Source organism: Alsobacter sp. KACC 23698, from assembly GCF_045348435.1.
Classification (GTDB): domain Bacteria; phylum Pseudomonadota; class Alphaproteobacteria; order Rhizobiales; family Beijerinckiaceae; genus Alsobacter.
This window is the reverse complement of the sequence record NZ_CP157484.1, coordinates 2,296,351-2,317,799: the sequence shown is the minus strand read 5'-3', so window position 1 is coordinate 2,317,799 and position 21,449 is coordinate 2,296,351. Positions and strand designations below refer to the sequence as shown.

20 protein-coding genes and 1 tRNA gene are annotated in these 21,449 nt (G+C 68.2%); 5 read left to right on the top strand and 16 right to left on the bottom strand.

Features of this window, described 5'->3' with window-relative positions; genetic code table 11:
• Positions 1-113: 113 nt before the first annotated feature.
• Positions 114-509: a hypothetical protein gene (locus ABEG18_RS10770; RefSeq protein WP_406858053.1), complete on the bottom strand. Its 396-nt coding sequence runs from the start codon at positions 507-509 to the stop codon at positions 114-116.
• A gap of 157 nt (positions 510-666) precedes the next feature.
• Between ABEG18_RS10770 and ABEG18_RS10765 the strand changes: the two genes are divergently transcribed.
• Positions 667-756 (top strand) — tRNA-Ser (locus ABEG18_RS10765).
• Positions 757-1,046: 290 nt separating this feature from the next.
• Here the strand turns inward: ABEG18_RS10765 and ABEG18_RS10760 are convergent.
• From ABEG18_RS10760 to ABEG18_RS10720, 9 genes are all read right to left on the bottom strand, one after another.
• Positions 1,047-2,372: an NAD(P)/FAD-dependent oxidoreductase gene (locus ABEG18_RS10760; protein ID WP_406858052.1), complete on the bottom strand. Its 1,326-nt coding sequence runs from the start codon at positions 2,370-2,372 to the stop codon at positions 1,047-1,049.
• Positions 2,373-2,492: 120 nt separating this feature from the next.
• The gene (locus ABEG18_RS10755) at positions 2,493-2,969 is read right to left on the bottom strand and encodes an Lrp/AsnC family transcriptional regulator (protein WP_406858051.1); all 477 of its coding nucleotides are present in this window, start codon (positions 2,967-2,969) and stop codon (positions 2,493-2,495) included.
• Between the two features lie 35 nt (positions 2,970-3,004).
• On the bottom strand, positions 3,005-4,666 hold the full coding sequence (locus tag ABEG18_RS10750) for an ABC transporter ATP-binding protein (RefSeq protein WP_406858591.1): 1,662 nt from the start codon (positions 4,664-4,666) through the stop codon (positions 3,005-3,007).
• Positions 4,666-5,502, bottom strand: a complete 837-nt coding sequence (locus tag ABEG18_RS10745; RefSeq protein WP_406858050.1) for an ABC transporter permease — start codon at positions 5,500-5,502, stop codon at positions 4,666-4,668. The genes ABEG18_RS10750 and ABEG18_RS10745 overlap by 1 nt, the downstream gene beginning before the upstream one ends.
• Before the next feature lie 2 nt (positions 5,503-5,504).
• A complete protein-coding gene (locus ABEG18_RS10740) occupies positions 5,505-6,455 on the bottom strand; it encodes an ABC transporter permease (protein ID WP_406858049.1) in 951 nt (316 codons plus the stop codon).
• Between the two features lie 84 nt (positions 6,456-6,539).
• Positions 6,540-8,108 carry an ABC transporter substrate-binding protein gene (locus ABEG18_RS10735; RefSeq protein ID WP_406858590.1) on the bottom strand — a complete coding sequence of 523 codons (1,569 nt, stop codon included), beginning with the start codon at positions 8,106-8,108 and terminating at the stop codon, positions 6,540-6,542.
• A 113-nt stretch (positions 8,109-8,221) separates the two neighbouring features.
• Positions 8,222-8,980 (bottom strand): HAD-IA family hydrolase, encoded by a 759-nt coding sequence (locus ABEG18_RS10730; protein WP_406858048.1) that lies wholly within the window; start codon positions 8,978-8,980, stop codon positions 8,222-8,224.
• 192 nt (positions 8,981-9,172) lie between these two features.
• The gene (locus tag ABEG18_RS10725; RefSeq protein WP_406858047.1) at positions 9,173-10,546 is read right to left on the bottom strand and encodes an aspartate aminotransferase family protein; all 1,374 of its coding nucleotides are present in this window, start codon (positions 10,544-10,546) and stop codon (positions 9,173-9,175) included.
• Positions 10,547-10,560: 14 nt separating this feature from the next.
• The gene (locus ABEG18_RS10720; RefSeq protein WP_406858589.1) at positions 10,561-11,415 is read right to left on the bottom strand and encodes a GNAT family N-acetyltransferase; all 855 of its coding nucleotides are present in this window, start codon (positions 11,413-11,415) and stop codon (positions 10,561-10,563) included.
• A gap of 275 nt (positions 11,416-11,690) precedes the next feature.
• On the opposite strand from ABEG18_RS10720, the gene ABEG18_RS10715 reads away from it, so the two are divergent.
• Both ABEG18_RS10715 and ABEG18_RS10710 read left to right on the top strand, forming a co-directional pair.
• The gene (locus tag ABEG18_RS10715) at positions 11,691-12,359 is read left to right on the top strand and encodes a haloacid dehalogenase type II (RefSeq protein ID WP_406858046.1); all 669 of its coding nucleotides are present in this window, start codon (positions 11,691-11,693) and stop codon (positions 12,357-12,359) included.
• A 10-nt stretch (positions 12,360-12,369) separates the two neighbouring features.
• On the top strand, positions 12,370-13,650 hold the full coding sequence (locus tag ABEG18_RS10710; protein WP_406858045.1) for an NAD(P)/FAD-dependent oxidoreductase: 1,281 nt from the start codon (positions 12,370-12,372) through the stop codon (positions 13,648-13,650).
• A gap of 39 nt (positions 13,651-13,689) precedes the next feature.
• Here the strand turns inward: ABEG18_RS10710 and ABEG18_RS10705 are convergent, their stop codons facing one another.
• Genes ABEG18_RS10705 through ABEG18_RS10685 form a run of 5 tightly spaced genes read right to left on the bottom strand, consistent with a single transcriptional unit; the run spans position 13,690 to position 18,985 of the window.
• Complete coding sequence (locus tag ABEG18_RS10705; protein ID WP_406858044.1) at positions 13,690-15,141, bottom strand: NAD-dependent succinate-semialdehyde dehydrogenase; 1,452 nt, start codon at positions 15,139-15,141, stop codon at positions 13,690-13,692.
• A gap of 17 nt (positions 15,142-15,158) precedes the next feature.
• A complete protein-coding gene (locus tag ABEG18_RS10700) occupies positions 15,159-16,199 on the bottom strand; it encodes a tartrate dehydrogenase (protein WP_406858043.1) in 1,041 nt (346 codons plus the stop codon).
• Positions 16,200-16,210: 11 nt separating this feature from the next.
• Positions 16,211-17,674 carry an aldehyde dehydrogenase family protein gene (locus tag ABEG18_RS10695; RefSeq protein WP_406858042.1) on the bottom strand — a complete coding sequence of 488 codons (1,464 nt, stop codon included), beginning with the start codon at positions 17,672-17,674 and terminating at the stop codon, positions 16,211-16,213.
• 10 nt (positions 17,675-17,684) lie between these two features.
• On the bottom strand, positions 17,685-18,038 hold the full coding sequence (locus ABEG18_RS10690) for a cupin domain-containing protein (protein ID WP_406858041.1): 354 nt from the start codon (positions 18,036-18,038) through the stop codon (positions 17,685-17,687).
• Positions 18,039-18,061: 23 nt separating this feature from the next.
• On the bottom strand, positions 18,062-18,985 hold the full coding sequence (locus tag ABEG18_RS10685) for a 2-hydroxyacid dehydrogenase (protein ID WP_406858040.1): 924 nt from the start codon (positions 18,983-18,985) through the stop codon (positions 18,062-18,064).
• Here ABEG18_RS10685 and ABEG18_RS10680 point away from each other — a divergent pair.
• Both ABEG18_RS10680 and ABEG18_RS10675 read left to right on the top strand, forming a co-directional pair.
• Positions 18,969-19,265 (top strand): hypothetical protein, encoded by a 297-nt coding sequence (locus tag ABEG18_RS10680; RefSeq protein WP_406858730.1) that lies wholly within the window; start codon positions 18,969-18,971, stop codon positions 19,263-19,265. The two genes, ABEG18_RS10685 and ABEG18_RS10680, sit on opposite strands and share 17 nt — an antisense overlap.
• A gap of 35 nt (positions 19,266-19,300) precedes the next feature.
• On the top strand, positions 19,301-20,149 hold the full coding sequence (locus ABEG18_RS10675; RefSeq protein ID WP_406858588.1) for a GNAT family N-acetyltransferase: 849 nt from the start codon (positions 19,301-19,303) through the stop codon (positions 20,147-20,149).
• On the opposite strand, the gene ABEG18_RS10670 is transcribed toward ABEG18_RS10675, so the two are convergent.
• Positions 20,142-21,287 (bottom strand): NAD(P)/FAD-dependent oxidoreductase, encoded by a 1,146-nt coding sequence (locus tag ABEG18_RS10670; protein WP_406858039.1) that lies wholly within the window; start codon positions 21,285-21,287, stop codon positions 20,142-20,144. The genes ABEG18_RS10675 and ABEG18_RS10670 overlap by 8 nt on opposite strands.
• Positions 21,288-21,449: the final 162 nt, after the last annotated feature.

Here is a 21,449-nt window from a genome sequence, read left to right as displayed (position 1 = left end):
TCCCGTCTGAAAGACGCCACCAATTCGGCGGCCGATCAAGGCGGAAATGTGTTGGTTGCGGACGAAGCGCGCTCGCAGGGTAGAAAGCCGGACGGCGTGTCGCGGACGCCACATCAGTCGGCGACGCGCGCGACCCCTTTGGACCCGTCGTCACGCACCCAGGCCAGCCGGTTGGGGCCGCTGCGGGCGATGGTGAAACAGAAGACGCGCCCGTCATACCAGGTGCGCCACTGCTGGCAGAGCTTCTCGCCCGCGACCCACCAGGTCCCGCTGTCGCTGGGCTTCATGAATCGGCCGAGGCCGACCGCGTCGCCCGAGCCGTCGACGCGCCCATCGGGCCGGTAGTTGAGCGGGAACTCGCCTCCCAGGGGCACGGCGAGGAAGATGCGCTTGCCCGACACGGCGCGCTGCAGATCCGCTCCCCTCAGCGTTTCGGCCGAGGCGCCCATGGTCCCCGCCGCGATCGCCAGCAAGCCCGCCATGGCGGCCAGCCCCTTCAATGCTCGCATCTCGTCCTCCCGTGCAGCCGCGCGCTCCAGGACGCGCAGCGGATGGTACGGACGCGGGAGCCTCCCGGTTTCAGCGCGCGCCGCGCCGTTCGCGCCATCTTGCCTTCCCGACCCGGACGCGGCATGGATGTCCGCCCGCCGGCCAAGCCGGAACGCGGGAAGGGTGGCCGAGTGGTTTAAGGCAGCGGTCTTGAAAACCGCCGTGGGCGCAAGTTCACCGTGGGTTCGAATCCCACCCCTTCCGCCAGCCCCAGCGCTGACCCCAGCGGCTTGGGTGCTTGCACCCTTTCACGCTGACCATGCTCCAAGCGAAGCTGAGCTGGAGTGGCGTCGGTGAACCTGTTCAACATCAGACCGTTAGGCTTCGCTGCCGCGATGCAGCGCCTGCTCCCCTGCCCTGTCGACGGATATCGTCGGGGCCGCCCGCGGGTTCAAGCGGTACTCCCATCGCCATGAGCCGTGGAGGGCCTGGCGCGGGCTGAAAAGGCCGGGATCCCCGCCGCAACCTGGACGGCGGCGCGATATCGGCTCGCCGAGCTAGAAGTCGGCCACCTTGCCTCTGGCGGAGGCTGCGAAACGGCGGGGGTGATAAGGTTCGGGGTCGACCAGCGGCGTCGCTCCCGTGATGAGGTCGGCGATCAGATGCCCCGCGCCGGGGCCGATGCCGAACCCATGGCCGCTGAAGCCTGCGGCGAGAATGAAACCGGGCACGGGTTCGATTTCGCCGATCGCCGGCACACCGTCCGGCGTGCTGTCTATGTAACCGGCCCACGCGGCCGTGATCGGGACAGATGAAAGCGCAGGCAAGAGCTCCACCGCCCGCCGATGCGTCTGGCGGATCTGCCGTTCGTCCACGGCGGGATCCAGGATCCGGCAGGACTCCATCGGTGTGGGAGCGTCCAGCCGCCAGCGGGACAGCGTTTCGTGTCCGGCCCGCCAGGCCTGAAGGCCGCCCGGCGCAAGGCTGCGCCAGCGCTTGACGAACATGGGCCCGAAATGACCCACGTAGCGCAGCTGTTGCAGGGTCGGGTCGACGCGCGCCCCACCGCTGATCGCAAGGGTGTAGCCGTCGTTCCCGCGACGGGTGACGGATACGGCCTTCGTGTGCAGGGCGTCGGGAATGGCTTGGCTCCCCGGCCCCACCGCAAGGATGGACGATCGGATCGTGGCCTGGGGAAATCGCACCCCAAGCTGGTTGCAGAAGGAGGACGCCCAGGCTCCGCCCGCCATCACGACCGTACGGGTGCGGATGACGCCGACCTCGGTGACCACTGCGCTGACCCGCCCGCCCGTGAGCTCCAGGCCACGGGCGGCGCAGCCTTGCAGCACGGCGCCGCCGTGTTTCATCACGCCAAGGGCCGTGACCGGCACGGCCCGGCTCGGATCGGCGACGCCGTCCGTGGGCGAAAACACCCCGCCTTTCCAGCGCCGCCCCGTGGCGGAGCCGCGCCGGGAGGCCTCGTCGCCGTCCAGCATGTGCGTCGTGACGCCCACCTGGCGGGCGAAGGCGCCCCACCGGGCCCAGCCCGCCAGCTCGGCTTCGTCATTGCTGAGGTACAGCAGCCCGCAACGGCGAAAGCCCACGTCCTCGCCCAGATCGGCCGCCAGTTCGTCCCAGAGCGACAGGCTCCTGGTGGCCAGGGGCAACTCGCGGGCGTCGCGGTTCTGCTGCCGGCACCACCCCCAGTTCCGGCTGGACTGCTCGGCCCCGACACGCCCCTTCTCGACCAGCGCCACTTTCAGCCCGCGCTTGGCGAGGTAGTAGGCCGCGAAGGTCCCGACCACCCCACCGCCGATCACTACGACATCCGCCTCGCGCGGCAAGGTGGGCGTGGCCTCGATCTGCTTCAACGGGGCAGGCATGGCGAATCTCCGGAACAGCGCCATCCTAGCGAGGCCCGCAGGGAGCATGCGCTGCAGTGAACCTGCGGCGCGGCATTTTGTGTCGACGCCTGAGCGGGGAACGGCAGTTCCCGCGCCCGATCAGCGATCAAACAAGGTGGCGAGCGGGACGCGGTTCTTCACCACCGGCGATTTCAGGACCACGAAGCTGAAATACTTGTCGATGCCGACGTCCTGGTCGATCAGCCGCTCCATGATGGACTGGTACTCGGCGATGCTGGCCGTCACGAATTTCACCAGATAGTCGTAGCCGCCCGAGATGAGGTGGCACTCCATCACCGAGTCGAGCTTTTCGACCGTCGCGACGAAACGGGCGAAGTCGATCTGCCGATGGTTCTTGAGGGTGACTTCGGTGAAGACCGTGAGCGCCTGGCCGAGCTTGGCCACGTTGATAGTGGCCGAGTAGCCGGTGATATAGCCCTCGTCCTGCAGCTTGCGGACGCGGATCAGGCAAGGGCTCGGCGACAGGTTCACCAAGCCTGCCAGCTCCACATTGGTGATGCGGCCGTTCTTCTGCAACTCGGCGAGAATCTTGACGTCGATCTTGTCGAGTTTCATGCGAACCGCGCCGCCCTGAGTGCGCCCAGGACGTGTTACCGCCTGGCCAGTGCGGCGACAAGCTCGGGGTCGCGTTCGATGGAATCCAGCCAGCTGGGATCCAGCTTCGGCACGGAGGCGAAAAGAAGCTTGGTGTAGGCGTGATGGTCGCGCGCGCCGATCTGCGACCGCGGCATCTGTTCGATCTTCTCACCCGCAAACATGACCGCGATCTCGTCACACACGGCCTGCACGGTAGGAAGGTCGTGGCTGATGAAGACGTAGCAGAGGCCCAGCTCGCGTTGCAGCTCCTTGAGCAGGTCGATGATCGCAGCCGCCACGACCGTGTCGAGCGCCGAGGTGATCTCGTCGCACAGGATGATCCGGGGATCGGCCGCGAGCGCGCGGGCCAGGTTGACGCGCTGCTTTTGCCCCCCCGACAGCTCCGCCGGGCGGCGCTCCCGCAAGGCGCGCGGAAAGCGCACCATGTCGAGCAGGGCGTCGATGCGCGCCTGGGCGTCACGGCCCTTCAGGCCATGGTAGAAGTCGAGCGGCCTTCCCAGGATCTCGGCGATCGACTTGGCTGGGTTCAGGGCCGTGTCGGCAGACTGGAAGACGATCTGGATCTGGCGCAGCTGCTCGCGCGTGCGGTCCTTGGCGGCGCGCGGCAGCGGCTTGCCTTCGAACAGGATCTCGCCGGACGTCGGCGGGAGGATGCCCGCGATGGCGCGCGCCAAGGTCGATTTCCCGCAGCCGGACTCGCCGATCACCCCGAGGTTTCGCCCGGCGTCCAGGCTGAGGCTGACTGACTTGACGATGGTGATCGTCGGGGACCCGTCTGGGTTCAGGGCGCCGTAGCCTGCCACCACGTCGCGAAGCTCGAGCACAGGTTGCGCCGCCGCCGCCTCGCTGGAGGCGACCTGCGCGTCCACGGTCGGCCGAAAAGCCGCGAGGAGTTCCCGCGTGTAGGGGTGGGTTGGGGCGGACAGGATCTCGGTCGTCGCGCCGATCTCCTGCACCTGGCCGCCGCGAAGCACCACAATCCGATCCGCGATCTGGGCCACCACGGCCAGGTCGTGCGACACGTACACGCCGGCGATGCGCCGCTGCTTCATCACCGCCTTGAAGGCGCGCAGCACCTCGATCTGCGTGGTGACGTCGAGCGCAGTCGTCGGCTCGTCGAAGATGACGAGTTTGGGATCGCCGATCAGCGCCATCGCGGCGGAGAGGCGTTGCAATTGCCCGCCGGAAACCTGGTGCGGGTAGCGCTGGCCGATGGTTTCGGGATCGGGAAGCGAAAGCGCCCGGAACAGCTCGACCGCGCGGGCGCGCGCCTCCGCGTCGGGCATCAGGCCGTGGATGCGCGAGACCTCGACGACCTGGTCGATCACCCGCATGGCCGGATCGAAGGCCGCTGCGGCGCTTTGGGGGACGTAGGCGACCTCCGTGCCGCGCACCCGCGCGCGCTGCCTTTCGCTGAGCGCCACCATGTCGCGGCCATTGACCCGCACGGATCCGCCATGGATCTCGCATCCAGCGCGGGCATAGCCCAGGAGCGTGAGCGCGATGGTGGTCTTGCCCGACCCGCTTTCGCCGATCAGGGCGACGATCTCGCCGGGCGCGATGTCGAAATCGACGCCCTTGATGATCTCGACCCGACGGCCCGAGTCCGTCGTGGCGCCGACCTTGAGGTCCCGGATTTCGACGAGATTGTCCATCACGCGCCCCGGTCCCGGATCTTCTTTGGAAGATTGTCGATGAGCAGGTTGACGCTGATGGTCAGGCTGGCGATCGCGACGGACGGGAACATCACGGCGGGCGCGCCGAACGGAAGGCCGCTGATGTTCTCGCGCACCAGCGCGCCCCAGTCGGCGTTGGGGGGCTGTACGCCAAGGCCCAGAAACGACAGGCCGGACAAAAGCAGGACGATGAACACGAACCGCAGGCCGACATCGGTGAAGACCGGACCCAGGATGTTGGGCAGGATCTCGGACCGGACGATGTAGAAGACGCCCTCGCCGCGAGCCCGCGCGACCGTGATGAAGTCCATGGTGTTGACGTTCACGGCCAACGCGCGCGCGAAGCGATAAGAACCCGGCGTGTAGATCACCGCCATGGTGAAGATCAGCACGGGGATCGACGAACCCACGCCGGCCACGACCACGAGGCCAAAGAGCTTGCTGGGGATCGAATTCAACGCGTCGAGAAAGCGGCTCAGCACGGTGTCGAACCAGCCGCCCGTCACGGCGGCAGCCATGCCCAGCGTCACGCCCGTGAAGCACGCGACGAAGACCGCCGCGACCGAGATGCCGACGGTGTAGCGCGTGCCCAGGAGAATGCGCGAGAGCATGTCCCGGCCGAGATAGTCGGAGCCCATCGGAAACTCTCGCGAGATCGGGCCGAAATAGTCCGTATCGACCATGTCGCCGACGCCGTGCGGCGCCAGCTGCGGGGCGAAGACCGCCACCACGATCCAGAACAGGATGACGGCGAACGCCAGCAGCCCGACCGGGTTGACGCGGTAATGCATCGGGAGGGTGATCGCACGGGCCATGATCAGCGCAACCGCGGGTTGGACAGGATCGCGACGACGTCCGCCATCGTGATCAGGAGCAGGTAGACGAGGCAGAAGATCATCGCGCAGCTCTGGATCAAGGGCAGGTCGCGCGTCGACACCGCATCCACCATGAGCTTGGCGATGCCTGGATAGTTGAAGATCGTCTCGACGATGATGACGCCGCCCAGCAGGTAGGACAGGGAAAGCGCCACCGCGTTTACGATCGGCCCCAAGGCGTTGGGCAAGGCGTGGCGCAGCACGATGCGGGCGGGCGATGCGCCCTTGAGGCGCGCCATCTCCACATAGGGCGTGTCCAGCGTCTCGATCATGGCGGCGCGGGTCATGCGGATCATCTGCGCCGAAATCACGAATGCGAGCGTGATCACCGGCATGGCGAAGATACGCAGCAGGTCCAGGAACGAACTCGCCTCGCGAGCAACCGAGAGAGCCGGCAGCCATTTCAGGTGGACGGCGAACAGCAGCACCGCCGAGGTGGCGACCATGAACTCCGGCACGGAGATCACGGCGATGACCCCGAAGGTCAGAAGGCGATCGAACAGGCTGCCGCGCAGGATGGCGGCGCTGACGCCAAGCGCCAGCGCGATCGGCACCGAGAACAGCGTCGTCACGCCCGCGAGCTTCAGGGAGTTCAGCAGACGCGGCCCGATCAATTGGGCCACCGGCATGTTGTTGGCGTAGGAGCGGCCGAGATCGCCGGACGCCAGACCGCCCAGCCAGCGTACGAAGCGCAGCAATGCGGGGTCGTTGAGGTGCATCGCAGCCCGAAGGCCCGCAACCGCCTCCGGCGTCGCCGCCTGCCCGAGCAGCACTTCGGCCACGTCGCCCGGAAGGATCGCGGTCGCGCAGAAGACCGTGAAGGCCACCACCACGAGCGTGAACAGGGCGACGAGCAGGCGGCCGCCGACGAGAGACCAGACGAAGCTGTTCATGAGCGGTATGGGGCTGGCTCCTGCTCGGGACTGTCGTCCGGGAGGCGACGACGGGGTCGCCTCCCGGCATGCAAGAGACGGGCCTCAGGCGGCCAGCCAGACATACTCCGCGAAGGCGTAGCCCATCATGCCGCCGAGCGGGTTCGCCTCAAGTCCGCGCAGCTTGGAGGAGAGCGCGTCCACGTTGGAGATCCAGACCGGAATGGCCGTGCCCGCCTCGTTGGCGATCATGGCCTGCATCTCGCCGTAGATCTGCTTGCGCTTTCCTTGGTCGAGGAGCCCGCGCGCTTCCACCAGCATGCGGTCGAACTTCTCCGACTTGTACTGGCTTTCGTTCCAGGGAGCCGACGTGGCGTACAGCAGCGAGAACAGGATGTCGGGCGTCGGCCGCGGGTTGATGTTGCCGAAGTGAACCGGCGCCTTCAGCCAATAGTTCGACCAGTAACCGTCCGACGGTACCTTCTTGACGTCGAAGTTCATGCCGATATTGGCGCCCGCTTGCTGCAGGACGACAGCCATGTCCACCGAGGAGGAGGCCGCGTCCGAGGCGACGACCGGAATCGCCTGGCCGAGCACGCCGGCCTTCTGGAACAGCGACTTCGCCTTTTCGGGATCAAACGCCTTCGGCTTCAGCTCGGCGTTGAAGTAGGGATGCGACGGCGGCACCGGCTGGTCGTTGGCGATTTCAGCCAGGCCGCGCAGCGCCGACTTCTGGATCTGCTCGCGGTTGAGCAGGTGCTTCACGCCCTCGACGAAGCCGGCCTTGTCGCCGGGCGCCATGTCGAGGCGCATGTTCAGGTTGGTGTAGTTGCCCGACGTCGTCTTGGACAGCACCACGCCGGGCTGGCTCTCGACCAGGCGGATCGAGCGCGGATTGATCGAGCCCGCAAGCTGGATGTCGCCCGACAGAAGGGCGTTGACGCGCGCCGGGTCATCCGGAATGGCGAAGAACTCGAAGGATTCGAGATGAGCCTTCTGGCTCTTCCAGTAGTTCTTGTTTCGCACTCCCACCGAGCGCACGCCCGGCTCGAAGGTCTGGCACGTGAAAGCGCCCGTGCCGTTCGCCTTCGAGAAGTCCGTAGCGCCTTCAGCGATGATCATGAAGTGGTGCGTGCCCAGGATGGTGGGCAGGTCGGCGTTCGGGCTCGCCAGCGTGACCTCGACCGTGAGGGCGTCGACCGGCTTGACCTCGGTGATCTGCTTGGCGATGGAATTGACCTTGGAGCCGACGGCGGGGTCGAGGTGACGCTTGAGCGAGTAGACCACGTCGGCGGACGACAGGGTCTTGCCGTTGTGGAAGGTCACGTCCTTGCGGAGCTTGATCGTCCAGACCTTGGCGTCCTTGGTGTCGAAGCTTTCAGCAAGCTCCATCTGAGCGACGCCGGCCTTATCGATGAAGGTGAGCCTGTTGTAGAACGCGCAGCAGCGCACGTAGTCGGTCGACAGGGACGCCTTGGCGGGGTCGAGCGTGTCAGCCGTAGAGGAGGACCAGCCCGCCGCCCTCAGGTTGCCGCCGGAAACCGGCGTCTGGGCGACGGCCTCGGTGGCGCGGCCGAAAACGGCGGCGCCGGCCGCGGTCGCCATGCCGCCCGCCAGCATCATCTGCATGAGCTCACGCCGCGTCGCGCCGCGGCGGATTGCGTTCTCGACCATGGCGTCGTCGCGCTTGGTCCAATTGGCGTTTGTGTTGTCGGTCACGAGGTTCCCCTTCCTTCTCGTTGACGTCACGCGTGGGGCGCTGACGCCCCATCGGCTCTTTCGCGGCGCTACAGTCCCGCCTTGCGCGCCACGGCGTCGGCGAGCTCGCCCAAGGACGTGAAGTGGTAGTCAGGCTCGGTGAAGCGCTCGGGTTCGATGGTGCCGCCGTAGCCGGGTTGTGCATGCCGACGCTGGATCCAGCAGTTGGTCATGCCGAGCGACCGGGAAATCCCGATGTCGTGATACTGGCTCTGCGCCACGTGGAGGATGTCGTCCTTGCGGCCGCCCTCGCCTTCAACGAACGCGAACACGTGGTTGAAAAAGGCCGGATCCGGCTTTTCCGTACCGGTGTCGTCCGTCGTGAACGCTGCATGGAAGGGACGCCCGAGCGCGTCTGCGAAGTGCTCATACGCCCAACGCTGGGCGTTGGTCATCGCGATCAGCTTGTAGCGCTTGGCGAGCCTGGCGAGCGCCTGGGCGCTGTCCGGGAAACCTTTCCACACCGCCGCGGACGCGCGCAGCCGTTCGCCGTAGCGCTGCTCGGCCGGCAGGCCGATCTTCGGGGCGATGCTCAGGTAGACGCGGGCCAGGTCGTCAGGAAAGCGCTGCGCCTCGGGCGAGTAGCGCGCCTCGCGGTAGAACCCCAGCGCTTCCTCGCCATCGACCGCCACGCCGGATTCAGCCGCGATCGCGGCCAGGCAATCCTTGATGCCGCCCTCGAAGTCGATCAGCGTGCCGACCACGTCGAAAGTCATGTACCGGAATGAGCTCAAGCTCTTCGCCACGTGCAGTCCCCTGCCATTGGTGCCCGGCCGCGCTCGCCGCATGATCTGCGCAGGTCTTCGCCAAGACCTGCTCGCCATGCTTGATCGCCCTCTGGGCGTTCGGAACCGAGCCCGTGATGCAACCGTCAGCTCAGTGTCTCAGCCCGGCGCTGTGGGAGTCGCTGAAACCGCGAAGCCGCGCAGCACAAAATTCTGTATTCGCGCGTGCGCCGACATAACGGCGACGCGGCCCGCTCACGCCATTGCGGCGCGCACGTCAGGGTCTTCCAGCGTTTGGTCCAGCGTCATGCGGGTGCGCTCGACGATCGCGTCGATCTCGGCGTCAGTGCAGCACAACGGCGGAGCATAGCCCAGCACGCCGTTCGCGAAGGCGCGGATCACCAGACCGTTGTTCCAAGCGCGGTCGAAGACCCGGCGAGCCGGCGCGGCCGCTGCGGGCAGCGGCGTCTTGCGCGCCTTGTCGGTCACCAGTTCGATGGCCGCCAGCATTCCGCGCCCGCGCACCTCGCCCACCAGCGGGTGGTCCGCGAGGCCGTTCAGGCCCGCCATGAGCCGCGCGCCGGCCTTCCGGCCGTTGGCGAGCAGGCCGCCTTCATAAAGCCGAAGCACCTCGAGGGCGACGGCGGCGCTCACCGGGTGGGCCGAGTAGGTATATCCGTGCCCCACGGTTCCATCGCCGGCCGCGTCCGCGATCGTTTCGTAGAGGTGGTCGGACATCATCACAGCGCCCATCGGCACGTAGCCGGATGTGAGGCCTTTGGCGGTGGTCATCAGGTCGGGCACGATACCCTCGTCGTCGCAGGCGAAGAGCGGGCCGGTGCGGCCGAATCCCGTGATGACCTCATCGGCCACGAACAGGATGTCGAGGTCCCGGCACAGGTCGCGCATGGCTTTCATCCAGCCGGGCGGCGGCACCAGCACGCCGCCGGAGCCCTGGATCGGCTCGACATAAAATGCGGCGACGCGGTCCTGCCCGAGTTCCTCGACCTTGGCGCGCAGCGCCGCCATGGAGGCCGCGATGATGGCCGCCGCGCCCTGCCCGGCAGGGTTCCGGTAGGAGTAGTGCGACGGAATTTTGTGCTGCCAGCTGAACGGTACGCCAAAGCCCTGGTGGAACACCGGCAGCGCCGTCAGGCCGGCCCCGACGGTGGACGAGCCGTGGTAGCCCTGCTCCACCGAGATGAACTGGTCCTTCTCCGGCTTGCCACGCGCGATCTGGTAGTAGCGGACGAAGCGCACGGTGCTGTCCACGGCGTCCGAGCCGCCCAGCGTGAAATAGACGTGGTTCAGGTCACCCGGCGCGCGCTCGGCGAGTTCCGCCGCAAGCCGAATGGCGGGCTCGGAGCCGAGGCCGAAATAGCCCGTCGCGTAGGAGAGTTCGCGCATCTGCGTGGCGGCGGCCTCCACGATGCTGTCGACGCCGTAGCCGACGTTCACGCACCACAGGCCCGCAAAGCCGTCCACCATGGTATGGCCTGTCGAGTCCGTCACCGTGGCGCCCTTCGCGGACTTCAGCACGCGCACGCCGGCCCGCTCGTGGCCACGGTAGGACGCCACCGGATGGACCAGGTGGAGACGGTCGAGTTCGACCAGGGAGTTGCTGGACATGGGTGTCTCCGGTTTCAGCCCAAAGCCTGGCTGGCGAGCGCAAAAGTCTGGAATGGGGTGGCCCGGCGCGGCCGCGCATGTCGAACCATCGTGACGCCGCCGCCGACAACCGGGAGGCCCAGGCTGGCGAGCCAGGCCCCGAGTTCCGGGTCTGGCGTATCGACGCGGACGAGGCCGGCGCCCTTGCGGGCGAACGCGGCCGCGATGAGCGTTCGAGCGGCGTCCTGCGATGCGGCGACGACCGGCCCGACGACTTCGCCGCGTCCGAAGGCCCGCAGGCCCGCGAAGCCCAGGACGGCGTCGCCATCGCGCAAGACCGCCAGGGAGCCTGCCGCGGCTAAGACGCTCAGCAGCAAGCCGCGGTCCATTCCGCAAGCGGCGCGATCGCAGGCCGCAATCCGGTCAAGGTCGCTCCCTGCGTGCAGCCATTGAATGTCGGCCGCTCCCGGAGCGAACGAAGGAGTGACGCCCTGGTGCTGCCAGATCTGGCCCGTGGCCTGGAAGCCGAGCTTCTCGTACAGCGGCAGGCCATCCTTCGTGGCGATCAGGCGCTGTTCGCCGGCGGCGGCGTCGAGCGCCGCGGCCATCAGGCGGCGGCCTACCCCCTGCCCTCTCAGGCTCTCGTCCACGATGACCATGTTGATCGTCGCAACATCGTCTCCGTAGAGCGTGGCCAGCGCGGTTCCGACCAGACGCCCGTTCGCAAATGCGCCGAAGCCTCGGCTCAGCCCCAGCACGAGCTCCCAGTCCTCGAGCCGGTGGGGCCATCCGGCCTGACGCGAAAGGGCGACCGCGCCGCTCAGGTGCTCCGGACCAAGAGCGGCGATCGTCACGGGGGGCCGAAGAGAATGTGCAGTCCGGTTCGTCATGATGCCGAAACGGTAGCGCCGAGCGGCCGACTGTTTGCGCTCCATTGCGCCTTGGCGGCGCAAGGTTGCGTCATTCCGAGTGGTCCGCGCCGCAGTTTATGCCAGGCTCAGGGGGCGCCCGCGGCTAAGCCATCCGGACGCGACGCAACTCTCTGCGGCTCCGCTTTTGCGATACGGCAGGATCTGCGTTCGTCGGGCCGCTATTCCGGCGATGCCTCTTTCCGAGGGCTCCTATCCTTCCGGGGAACCGTCGGACCTAGCCAAGGACGCCCGTCATGACCAGCTTTCGGCCAAAGTACATCACGTTCGACTGCTACGGCACGCTGACCAACTTCCAGATGGCCGAAGCCGCGCGCGAGATCTACGGGCCCGCGCTGGACGAGCCCCGCATGGCGAAGTTCATCAAGAACTTCGCGGCCTATCGGCTGGACGAGATCCTCGGAGCCTGGAAGCCGTACGCGGAGGTGGTGCACAACGCCGTCGAGCGGACCTGCCGCAAGAACGGCGTTTCGTTCCGCCCCGAAGACGCCCGGGCGATTTATGAGCGCGTGCCGAGCTGGGGTCCTCACCCCGACGTGCCGGCGGGCCTCGCCACGGTCGCCAAGGAGATCCCGCTGGTGATCCTCTCCAACGCGTCCGACGACCAGATCATGCACAATGTCGAGAAGCTCGGCGCGCCCTTCCACAGGGTCTTCACCGCGCAGCAAGCCAACGCCTACAAGCCGCGTTTCCAGGCTTTCGAATACATGTTCGACATGCTCGGCTGCAATCCGGAGGACGTGATGCATTGCTCGTCCTCGTTCCGCTACGATCTGATGTCGGCCTATGACCTGGGCATCAAGCACAAGGTCTGGGTCAATCGCGGCCATGAGCCGGCCAACCCCTATTACGACTACGTCGAGATCAAGGGCATCTCCGACCTTCCCGGCGTCCTGGGCCTCTGAGGATCACGCCATGCGCTTCGCGTCCTACTGGCACGACACCGCGCCCGCCTTCACGGGCGGGACCGCCGGGCCGGCCGAGGGAACCTACGACGTCGCCGTCGTGGGCGGCGGCTTCACCGGCCTGTCGGCGGCGCGCACGCTCGCCATGTCGGGCGCGAAAGTCGCGCTTCTGGAGGCCGGCACGGTGGGTTCGGGCGCCTCGGGCCGCAATGGCGGCCATCTCAACAACGGCGTTTCGCACTCGTTCGCGGCCGCCAAGGCGCATCTCGGCGCCGAGCGCGCCACCGCTCTCTACCGCGCCTTCGACGCCTCGGTGGATTTCGTCGAGGCCACGGTCGCCGAAGAAGGCATCGATTGTAACTTCAAGCGCGTCGGGAAGCTGAAGCTCGCGTCCAAGCCGGCGCATTTCGACGCTATCGCCCGCAATTTCGAGATCGTGAACCGGGAGGTCGACCCCGACACCGCCCTTCTCACCCGGGCCGACCTGGCCGGCGAAGTTCGCTCGGACGCCTTTCATGGCGCGATGCTGTCCAGGAAGAGCGCGGTCGCCCATATGGGCCGCCTCGCGGTCGGCCTCGCCGAGGCGGCCGTGCGGCACGGCGCTACCGTGTTCGAGAACGCGCCCGTCACTGCGTTGCGGCGCGACGGCGGCAAGCGCGTGCTTGAGACGCCGCGGGGCGCAGTCCGGGCCGGCGAGGTGCTGGTCGCCACGGGCGCCTACACGTCGGGCGCCTTCGGCTGGTTTCGCCGTCGCATCGTCCCGGTTGGAAGCTTCATCCTCGCCACGCGCCCGCTCACGGACGCGGAGATCGCCGCCGCCATCCCTCGCGAGCGGACATTCGTGACGTCGATGAACATCGGCAACTACTTCAGGTTGTCACCGGACCGACGTCTGATGTTCGGCGGCCGCGCGCGTTTCTCGGCCGTGTCGAACCAGCAATCGGACGCCAGAAGCGGCGCGATCCTGCAGGCCAGCCTCGCCAATATATTTCCCCAGCTCGCACACGTTCCGGTCGACTATTGCTGGGGCGGTCTCGTCGACATGACGAAGGACCGATTCCCGCGCGCCGGGCGCAACGATGACGGCCTCTGGTACGCAATGGGCTATTCGGGCCATGGCGCGCAGATGTCGGGCTACCTGGGGTCGCTGATCGCGGAGGCCATGCTCGGCAAGGAGGACCGGAACCCGGTCAAGGGACTGGGCTGGCCGGCGGTGCCCGGCCATCTCGGGCAACCCTGGTTCCTGCCCATGGTCGGGCTCTACTACAAGCTCCTCGACCGGTTTCAGTAGAGCCCCGTTAAAGGGCGGCTCGCGAGCCGCCCCTTCGGGTCAGTCCAGCCCGCCCATGTGGAAGCTCTTGGTCTCGAGGTATTCCTCGATCCCGACCTGGGCGCCCTCTCGGCCCAGCCCGGACTGCTTGACGCCCCCGAAGGGCGCGACCTCCGTCGAGATGGCGCCCGTGTTGAGCCCCACCATGCCGAATTCCAGCGCCTCGCCCACGCGCCAAGCGCGCTTCAGATTCTCGGTGAAGAAGTAGGCCGCCAGGCCATAGGGCGTGCCGTTCGCGATGGACAGCGCCTCGGCCTCGGTTTCGAAGCGAAACAGCGGCGCCACGGGGCCGAATGTTTCCTCGCCGGCCAGCAGCATGTCCGTGTTCGCGTCCCCGAGGACGACCGGGGCCGTGTAGAAGCCGCCATTCGGCGTCGCGGGCCGGATCGAGAGCGTTCTGGCGCCCTTGGCGAGCGCGTCGGAGACGTGGCGCTCGATCTTCTCCAGCGCGGAGGCGTTGATCATCGGGCCGATGTCGACGCCAGCCAGCGTGCCGCGCCCGACCTTCATGGCCGACACCCGCGCCGAGAGCCGCTCCGCAAAGGCGTCGTAGATGGCGCAGTGGACCAGGATGCGGTTGGCGCAAACGCAGGTCTGGCCGCCATTGCGGAACTTGGAGGCGATCACGCCGTCCACGGCCCGGTCGAGATCGGCGTCGTCGAACACGATGAAGGGCGCGTTGCCGCCGAGCTCCAGGCTGAGCCGCTTGATGGTGTCGGCGGCTTGCCGCATCAGCAGCGCGCCCACGCGCGTCGAGCCCGTGAACGAGATCTTGCGCACGGCCGGATTGCCGGTGAGTTCCGCTCCGATGCCGGCCGGCATGCCGGTCACGATGTTGATCACGCCCGCCGGGATGCCGGCTCGCTCGGCGAGGACCCCCAGCGCCAGCGCCGAGAAGGGCGTCAGTTCGGAGGGCTTGATCACCACCGTGCAGCCCGCCGCCAGCGCGGGCGCGACCTTGCGGGTGATCATCGCGTTGGGGAAATTCCACGGGGTCACGATCCCGCATACGCCGACCGGTTCCTTGAGCACCAAGATGCGGCGGTCCGGGGTCGGCGACGGGATGGTCGAACCGCCGATCCGGCGCGCCTCTTCGGCGAACCATTTCACGAAGGACGCGCCGTATCGGATCTCGCCCTTGGCCTCGGCCAGCGGCTTGCCCTGCTCGGTGGTGAGGATCAGCGCCAGCGAGTCGATCTCGTCCAGCATCAAGGAATGCCAGCGCTCCAGCAAGGCGGCGCGCTCGGCATGCGTCTTCGCCCGCCAGGGCCCGAAGGCCGCCTCGGCCGCCGCGATCGCGTCGCGCGCGTCCGGTGCGCCGGAATCCGGTACGACGCCGATCACAGCGCCAGTGGCCGGGTCGATGACGTCGAGGGCAGCGCCGCTGCGCGCGTCCCGCCAGGCGCCGTCGATCAGGTTTTGTCGCCGCAGCAGTCCGGTCTCGCTCAACATGGTCGCGTCTTTCCGTCTCAGAGGGCGGCGAGCACGGCGGCCGTGATCGCCTCCGTTCGGTCCTTGCCCGGCACGGCGCCGATCCCCGAGGCCGTGGTCCGCTCGATCGCGGCCAGGAGCGCCCGCGCCGCCTCCGCTTCGCCGAGATGCTCCAGCATCATTGCGCCGGACCACATGGCGGCGATCGGGTTGGCGACGCCCAAGTGGGCGATGTCAGGCGCGGAACCGTGCACCGGCTCGAACATGGACGGGGCCGTCCGGTCCGGGTTGATGTTGGCGGACGCCGCGTAGCCCAGCCCGCCCTGGATGGCGGCGCCGAGATCCGTCAGGATGTCGCCGAACAGGTTCGACGCCACGACCACATCCAGCGTCTCGGGCGCCATCACCATCCGGGCCGCCATGGCGTCGATGTGGTAGCTCGTGACCTCGACGTCTGGATACTCGGCCGCGAGACGCTGGGTGATGTCGTCCCAGAACACCATCGAGTACTTCTGCGCGTTGGACTTCGTCACCGAGGCGAGCTTTCCGCGGCGCTTTCGCGCCTGCTCGAAGCCGTAGCGCAGGATGCGCTCCACGCCCTTGCGGGTGAACACGGAAGTCTCGACGGCGACCTCGTCGTCGCCACCCTGATGCACCCGGCCGCCGGCCCCGGAGTACTCGCCCTCGGTGTTCTCGCGGATGCAGAGGATGTCGAAACCCTCCCGGCGCAGCGGTCCCTGGACGCCGGGGAGCAGCCGATGCGGGCGGACATTGGCGTATTGCACGAAGGCCTTGCGGATCGGCAGCAACAGGCCGTGCAGGGACACGGCGTCCGGCACGGCCGCCGGCCAACCCACGGCCCCGAGCAGGATCGCGTCGTAGCGGCGCAGCGTCTCTATGCCGTCGGCCGGCATCATCGCGCCGGTCTCCTTATAGGCGGCGCAGGACCAGGGGAACCAGTCGCCCCGGAGCGCAAAGCCGTGCGCCTTCGCGACGGCCTGCAGCGCCTGCCAGGCGGCCTTGGTCACGTCGCGGCCGACGCCGTCGCCGGGGATGAGGGCAATGGAGTGGGTCGTCATCGGATGATCCGTCACTGGAAAGAAATGAGGACGCTCTTGCTGCGCCGGTTCGCCTGGTACGCCTCGCGGCCGAGATCCTTGCCGATGCCCGATCCCTTGAAGCCGCCCGTGGGCAGGATGTGGTCTCGGGACCGGCCGTAGCGGTTCACCCACACGGTGCCGGCGTGCAGCCGCCGCGTGACGCGAAGCGCGCGGGAAAGATCGCGGGTGAACAGGCCAGCCGCGAGGCCGTAGCTCGGGTGATCGGCCAGCCGCAGCGCTTCGTCCTCGTCCACGAAGGTTTGAACGGTCAGCACAGGCCCGAAGATCTCGTCCGTTACGGCCGGCGAGCTGGCCTCCACGCCGGCGAGCACCGTCGGGGCGTAGAAGGAGCCATCGCGGTCCAGCCGCTGGCCGCCGACGAGCGCCTCCGCGCCCGCCGCCAAGGCGGCGCGGACGATGCCGTCGACACGTCCGAGCTGGCGCTCCGAGATGATCGGCGCGAAGGCGGTCGCGGCGTCCCATGTCGGGCCGGGGCGGATCGAGCGCAGCCGGGCGATGATCTTTTCGACGAGAACGTCGGCCACGGGCGCTTCGACCACGAGCCGCGTGCCCGCCACGCAAGCCTGACCGGCATTGGCCAGGACGCTTCCGGCGATGCTGGCGGCGGCCAGGTCGATGTCCGCGTCGGCGAAGACCACCTGCGGGCTCTTGCCTCCGAGCTCGAGCGTCATGGGCTTCACGCCCGAGCGGGCGATGTTGGCCATGATGGCTGCGCCGGCGGCCGTGGAGCCCGTGAAGCTCACCTTGGCCACGTCCGGATGCGCCACCAGGGCCGCTCCGGTGGTCGGGCCGTCGCCGAGCACGACCGCGACGAGCCCCGGCGGCAGCCCGGCCTTCACCGACAGCTCGGCCATGCGCAACGTCGCGAAAGGGGTCAGCTCCGAAGGCTTGAGCACGACGGCGTTGCCGGCCGCGAGCGCCGGCGCGATCTTCCACGCCGCCATGGACAGCGGGAAGTTCCAGGGCGTGATGGCGCCCACCACGCCATGGGGCTCGCTGGTGATCAGGCCGAGGCTGTCCTCCGCGGTCGGCGCGACAGCGCCGCCCTCCTTGTCGGCGAACTCTGCGAAAAAGCGGATCTGCTCAACCGTGACGGGCAGGTCGCCGGCGAGCAGCTCGCTGATGGGCCGGGTGGAGGCGACGGCCTCCAGGCGCGCCAGGTTCTCCGCCTCAACTTCGATCAAGTCGGCCCAGCGATGCAGCGCCCGCGTCCGTTCCCGTGGTCGGATCCCGCCCCAGTCGCTTTCGGCCAGCGCGACGCGGGCCGCGGACACGGCCGCGTCGACCGTGCTGGCGTCCGCGATCGGGCATTGCGCGAAATCGCGTCCGTCGGACGGGCGTCGCAGCGGAATGACGCCCTCGGCCCGCACGATCCGGCCCCCGATGAGGTGGGCGGCCGGGCATTCCACCGAGGCGGGGTCGAAGCTCGCCATCGCGCGCGCCTCAGCCAACCACGACGTAGATCTTGCGGACGGTCTCAATAGTGCGCCACACGCCGCGGAAGCCCGGCTTCATCACGAAGCTGTCCCCCTTGCGGTAGGTGGCCGGTGCGCCGTCCTCCTCGGTGATCTCCACGACGCCGTCCAAAATGTGGCAGAACTCGAAGGTTTCGCCCTTGAGCGACACCGTTTCACCGGGTGTCGCCTCCCATACGCCCGTCCGCACGGTCCCGTCGCGCGCGCTGTCCTGGGCCCATGTGCGGAAGGCGGGATCTCCGGAGATCAGTCTGTCAGGCGCCGCCTTGGACAGGACGGCCTCGGAAGACGGGGTCGGATCAATGGTTTTGAGAAGGCTCATCAAAGGTCTCCTAGGCGGGTGGATCAGTAGCCGCGCGCCCGGTTGACGAGGCCGACCATCGCTTGGCCGGCCTCATGGCGGCGGATGTTGTCGAGCACCGCGCGCGCGGCGCCTTCGGCTTGCGTGACGCTGGCGATATGGGGCGTGACGATCACGCGCGGGTGACGCCAGAGCGGGTGCTCGGGCGGCAGCGGCTCGGGATCCGTGACGTCGAGGACCGCGCCCGACAGATGGCCGGCGTCAAGCGCCGCCAGCAGAGCGTCCTGGTCCAGCTGCGGCCCTCGGCCGATATGGGCCAATGCGGCCCCCGCCGGCAGCTTCGCGAACAGGTCCGCGTCGAGCAAACCGCGCGTTTCGGGCGTCAGCGGCAGCAGGCATACGAGGATGTCGGTCGCGGCCAGGAACGTTTCGAGGCCCTCTGCGCCGTGATGGCAGGCCACGCCCGGGATGCTGCGCGCCGCACGGCTCCAGCCGGCCAGCGGGAAGCCGAAGGGCTTCAGGCGATCGAGCACCGCCTGGCCGAGCAGACCAAGGCCCAGCACACCGACCCGGCGATCGGGGGCTTGCGTCGTCGCCCGGGCGCGCCATTCGCCGCGGCGCTGCTGGTCGAGGTAGCCCGGAAGGTCGCGGTGGAGCGCCAGAACGGCCAGCGTGGCGTATTCCTGCATCATGCGGACGATGCCGTCCTCGACCATCCTGACGACCCGCACGTGCTCCGGCAGCATGTCGAGCCGGAGCTGGTCGACGCCCGCCCCGATGGAGAAGAGCACTTCGAGATTCCGGTACCGGGCGATGTCGTCCGGAAGAGTCCACGACAGCAGATAACGGACCGCATTTGGATCCACCTGACTCGGGTCCGTCACGAAGGCGAGTTCCGGTTGTCCGCGCGCAAAGACCTCTGCAAACACACGGGCCCGCGCGGCGTCCGAGGTGAAGAGAAAAGCCACAGCGAAAGCTCCCGCAGCCCGGCCGGGCGCCATTGCGGCGCCGCTGCTCGGCGACGGCGCACCTTCGCTGCTCCCGGGCGGCATATTGCTTCAAAGCACCGGCGCGGCGCGGCAGATCGCGCCGAAATGGGTCGTGATCGCAGTGGCGGCGGGCTGCAAGGATCCGCGAAGCCGAAATCAGTGCAATGTGCCGGCGCTGCGCCAATCCGCAGCGCATGATTTCGCGCCGACTTTGCTAACTAGGTTGCGGGAGCTGGGACGAAGGCAGGCCAGGCCGTGACGCTTACAACCGAGCTCGCGCTCGAAACCTACAAGATGCGCATCGGGGACATCCGCGATGTCGCACTAGGACGACTACACGCCCTGTCCATGGCGGTGCGCTGGCCGCATCGGGAGGCGGACTGGGAGATGCTGCTCGGCTTCGGGCATGGGCTTGCGGCCAGCGACGAGATCGGGCGCGTGCTGAGCACCGCCATGTGGTTCACGCATGGCGAGGACTTCGCCACCATGGGGATGCTGATCACGTCGCCACGCCTGCAGACCCATGGCGCAGGCCGCTGGCTGATGGAACACGTGATCGCCCAAACAGCGCCGCGTCGTCTCGGGCTCAACGCGACGCGCGCCGCCCAGCCGCTGTACCGCTCCATGGGCTTCAAGGACGAGGCGACCGTCTATCAATGCCAGGGCGAAGCGCGGCTTACCGCCGACGTGAAACCCAGGGGGATGCTGCGGCCCATCGCCCCCGCCGACATGGACGCGATCGCGGCGCTCGACCGGGTAGCTTTCGGGGCTGACCGCCGCAGGCTTCTCGACCTGCTGGCAGGGATGTCCCAGGGTCTGGTGCTCGAGCGCGACGGCGCGGTGGTCGGCTATGGGCTTTGCAGGCCCTTCGGCCGCGGCTACGTCGTCGGTCCGCTCGTGGCCACGACCGACGAGGATGCGGTCGCGCTCGCGGCGCCGCACATCGCCGCTCATGCGGGGTCCTTCGTTCGCCTCGACACACGGAGCGAAGCAGGCCCCTTCGCCGAACTGCTCGTTCGCGCAGGTCTGCCCGTGTTCGACACCGTGACGACCATGTCGCTCGCCTCGTCTCCCTGGCTTCCGGTCGCGCCTTCGGCTGGAGCCCCGCGCATCTACGCCTTGGCCAGCCACGCGCTTAGCTAGCCGCCGTTGACGCGGCCGCCGGGACGCTGGCGAACCGGTCGATGCGAAAATCGGCGAGCGGGATATCGGCGACGCCGCCGGTGGCGATCAGTTCCGCCATGACGTCGCCCACGCCCGGACCGAGCTGGAAGCCGCTGCCCGAAAACCCGAACGCGTGGAACAGGCCGGGCGTGGTGGCCGACGGCCCCATCACGGGCAACATGTCCGCCAAGTAGCCCTCGCAGCCCGACCAGGTCCGGATCACGGTGGCGTCGGCCAGCGCCGGAATGAGGCGCAGGAGCGCGCGAAGCTGGCCCGGAAGGCGTGCCGGATCCGCCTTGGCCTGGCCGGGATCGAGGTCCACTTGGGTCCGCTCGGCCGCGCCGCCGAACACGATGTTGCCGCGCTCGACCTGCCGGAAGTAGCAGTCGGTCCCGGGCCTGCGCGTCCAGATCCCGACCACCGGCAAGACGCGGTGGGGCAGAGGCTCCGTGACGCCCATCTGAGGGCCGCGGGCCGTGATCGGCACGTCCTCGCCGAACTGCGCGGCGACGCGGGCGCCCCAGGCCCCGGCCGTGTTCAGCAAAGCTTCCGCCTCAAAGGCGCCCTTCGACGTCTGCACGCGAAAGCCCGACCCCGTGGTCTCGATCGGACCCGCCAAGCACCCTTCGACGATCGTGGCTCCCAGCCGGGTCGCCGCGTCAGCGAAGGCCGGCGCAATCAGGCGCGGGTTGCCGCAGCCATCCTGGGGCGAGAACGAGGCCCCGATGGCGTTCGGGCCAAGCCCTGGAAAGCGCGCCCGGACCTCGTTGGGGCCCAGTTCCTCGAGGTCGAGCCCCCAGGGGCGCGCGGCCTCGGCGAAGCCGCGCATGTCGGCCAGCGCGTCCTCCTCGAAGATCAGTCGGAGGTGCCCGGTGACGCGGAATTCCACATCCCGTCCGAGCATGGCTTGCGCTTCGCCCCATAAGGCCCTGGAGCGATGCGCGAGCGGGAGTTGCGGCAGGTAGCGGCCGGTGCGCCGGACATTGCCGAACGACGCCACGGTCGCCCCGGAGCCGACGCGGTTGCGCTCCAGAACCGTGACCCGCACGCCGCGCCGGGCGAGGAAATAGGCTGCAGCCGTTCCCATCAACCCTCCCCCAAGCACGAGCACGTCCATCCGCGACCCCGACCTGCGCCTCTGTTTCAGTCGAGCAGGCTGGCCCGGTCCCGCCCGGACGTCAAAGACAGGAACGAGGGCCGCCCATAAGCCCGACCTATGGGCTGCCTATAAGCCGATCTTATGCCTTTGCCCCGTTTGCGTCTTGGACCCTCCCGCCGG

Bases quoted from the DNA above. Each gene is read 5' to 3' on its own strand.
- ABEG18_RS10770 (WP_406858053.1), bottom strand. From the start codon at position 509: ATGCGAGCATTGAAGGGGCTGGCCGCCATGGCGGGCTTGCTGGCGATC.
- ABEG18_RS10760 (WP_406858052.1), bottom strand. From the start codon at position 2,372: ATGCCTGCCCCGTTGAAGCAGATCGAGGCCACGCCCACCTTGCCGCGC.
- ABEG18_RS10755 (WP_406858051.1), bottom strand. From the start codon at position 2,969: ATGAAACTCGACAAGATCGACGTCAAGATTCTCGCCGAGTTGCAGAAG.
- ABEG18_RS10750 (WP_406858591.1), bottom strand. From the start codon at position 4,666: ATGGACAATCTCGTCGAAATCCGGGACCTCAAGGTCGGCGCCACGACG.
- ABEG18_RS10745 (WP_406858050.1), bottom strand. From the start codon at position 5,502: ATGGCCCGTGCGATCACCCTCCCGATGCATTACCGCGTCAACCCGGTC.
- ABEG18_RS10740 (WP_406858049.1), bottom strand. From the start codon at position 6,455: ATGAACAGCTTCGTCTGGTCTCTCGTCGGCGGCCGCCTGCTCGTCGCC.
- ABEG18_RS10735 (WP_406858590.1), bottom strand. From the start codon at position 8,108: ATGGTCGAGAACGCAATCCGCCGCGGCGCGACGCGGCGTGAGCTCATG.
- ABEG18_RS10730 (WP_406858048.1), bottom strand. From the start codon at position 8,980: ATGCGGCGAGCGCGGCCGGGCACCAATGGCAGGGGACTGCACGTGGCG.
- ABEG18_RS10725 (WP_406858047.1), bottom strand. From the start codon at position 10,546: ATGTCCAGCAACTCCCTGGTCGAACTCGACCGTCTCCACCTGGTCCAT.
- ABEG18_RS10720 (WP_406858589.1), bottom strand. From the start codon at position 11,415: ATGACGAACCGGACTGCACATTCTCTTCGGCCCCCCGTGACGATCGCC.
- ABEG18_RS10715 (WP_406858046.1), top strand. From the start codon at position 11,691: ATGACCAGCTTTCGGCCAAAGTACATCACGTTCGACTGCTACGGCACG.
- ABEG18_RS10710 (WP_406858045.1), top strand. From the start codon at position 12,370: ATGCGCTTCGCGTCCTACTGGCACGACACCGCGCCCGCCTTCACGGGC.
- ABEG18_RS10705 (WP_406858044.1), bottom strand. From the start codon at position 15,141: ATGTTGAGCGAGACCGGACTGCTGCGGCGACAAAACCTGATCGACGGC.
- ABEG18_RS10700 (WP_406858043.1), bottom strand. From the start codon at position 16,199: ATGACGACCCACTCCATTGCCCTCATCCCCGGCGACGGCGTCGGCCGC.
- ABEG18_RS10695 (WP_406858042.1), bottom strand. From the start codon at position 17,674: ATGGCGAGCTTCGACCCCGCCTCGGTGGAATGCCCGGCCGCCCACCTC.
- ABEG18_RS10690 (WP_406858041.1), bottom strand. From the start codon at position 18,038: ATGAGCCTTCTCAAAACCATTGATCCGACCCCGTCTTCCGAGGCCGTC.
- ABEG18_RS10675 (WP_406858588.1), top strand. From the start codon at position 19,301: ATGCGCATCGGGGACATCCGCGATGTCGCACTAGGACGACTACACGCC.
- ABEG18_RS10670 (WP_406858039.1), bottom strand. From the start codon at position 21,287: ATGGACGTGCTCGTGCTTGGGGGAGGGTTGATGGGAACGGCTGCAGCC.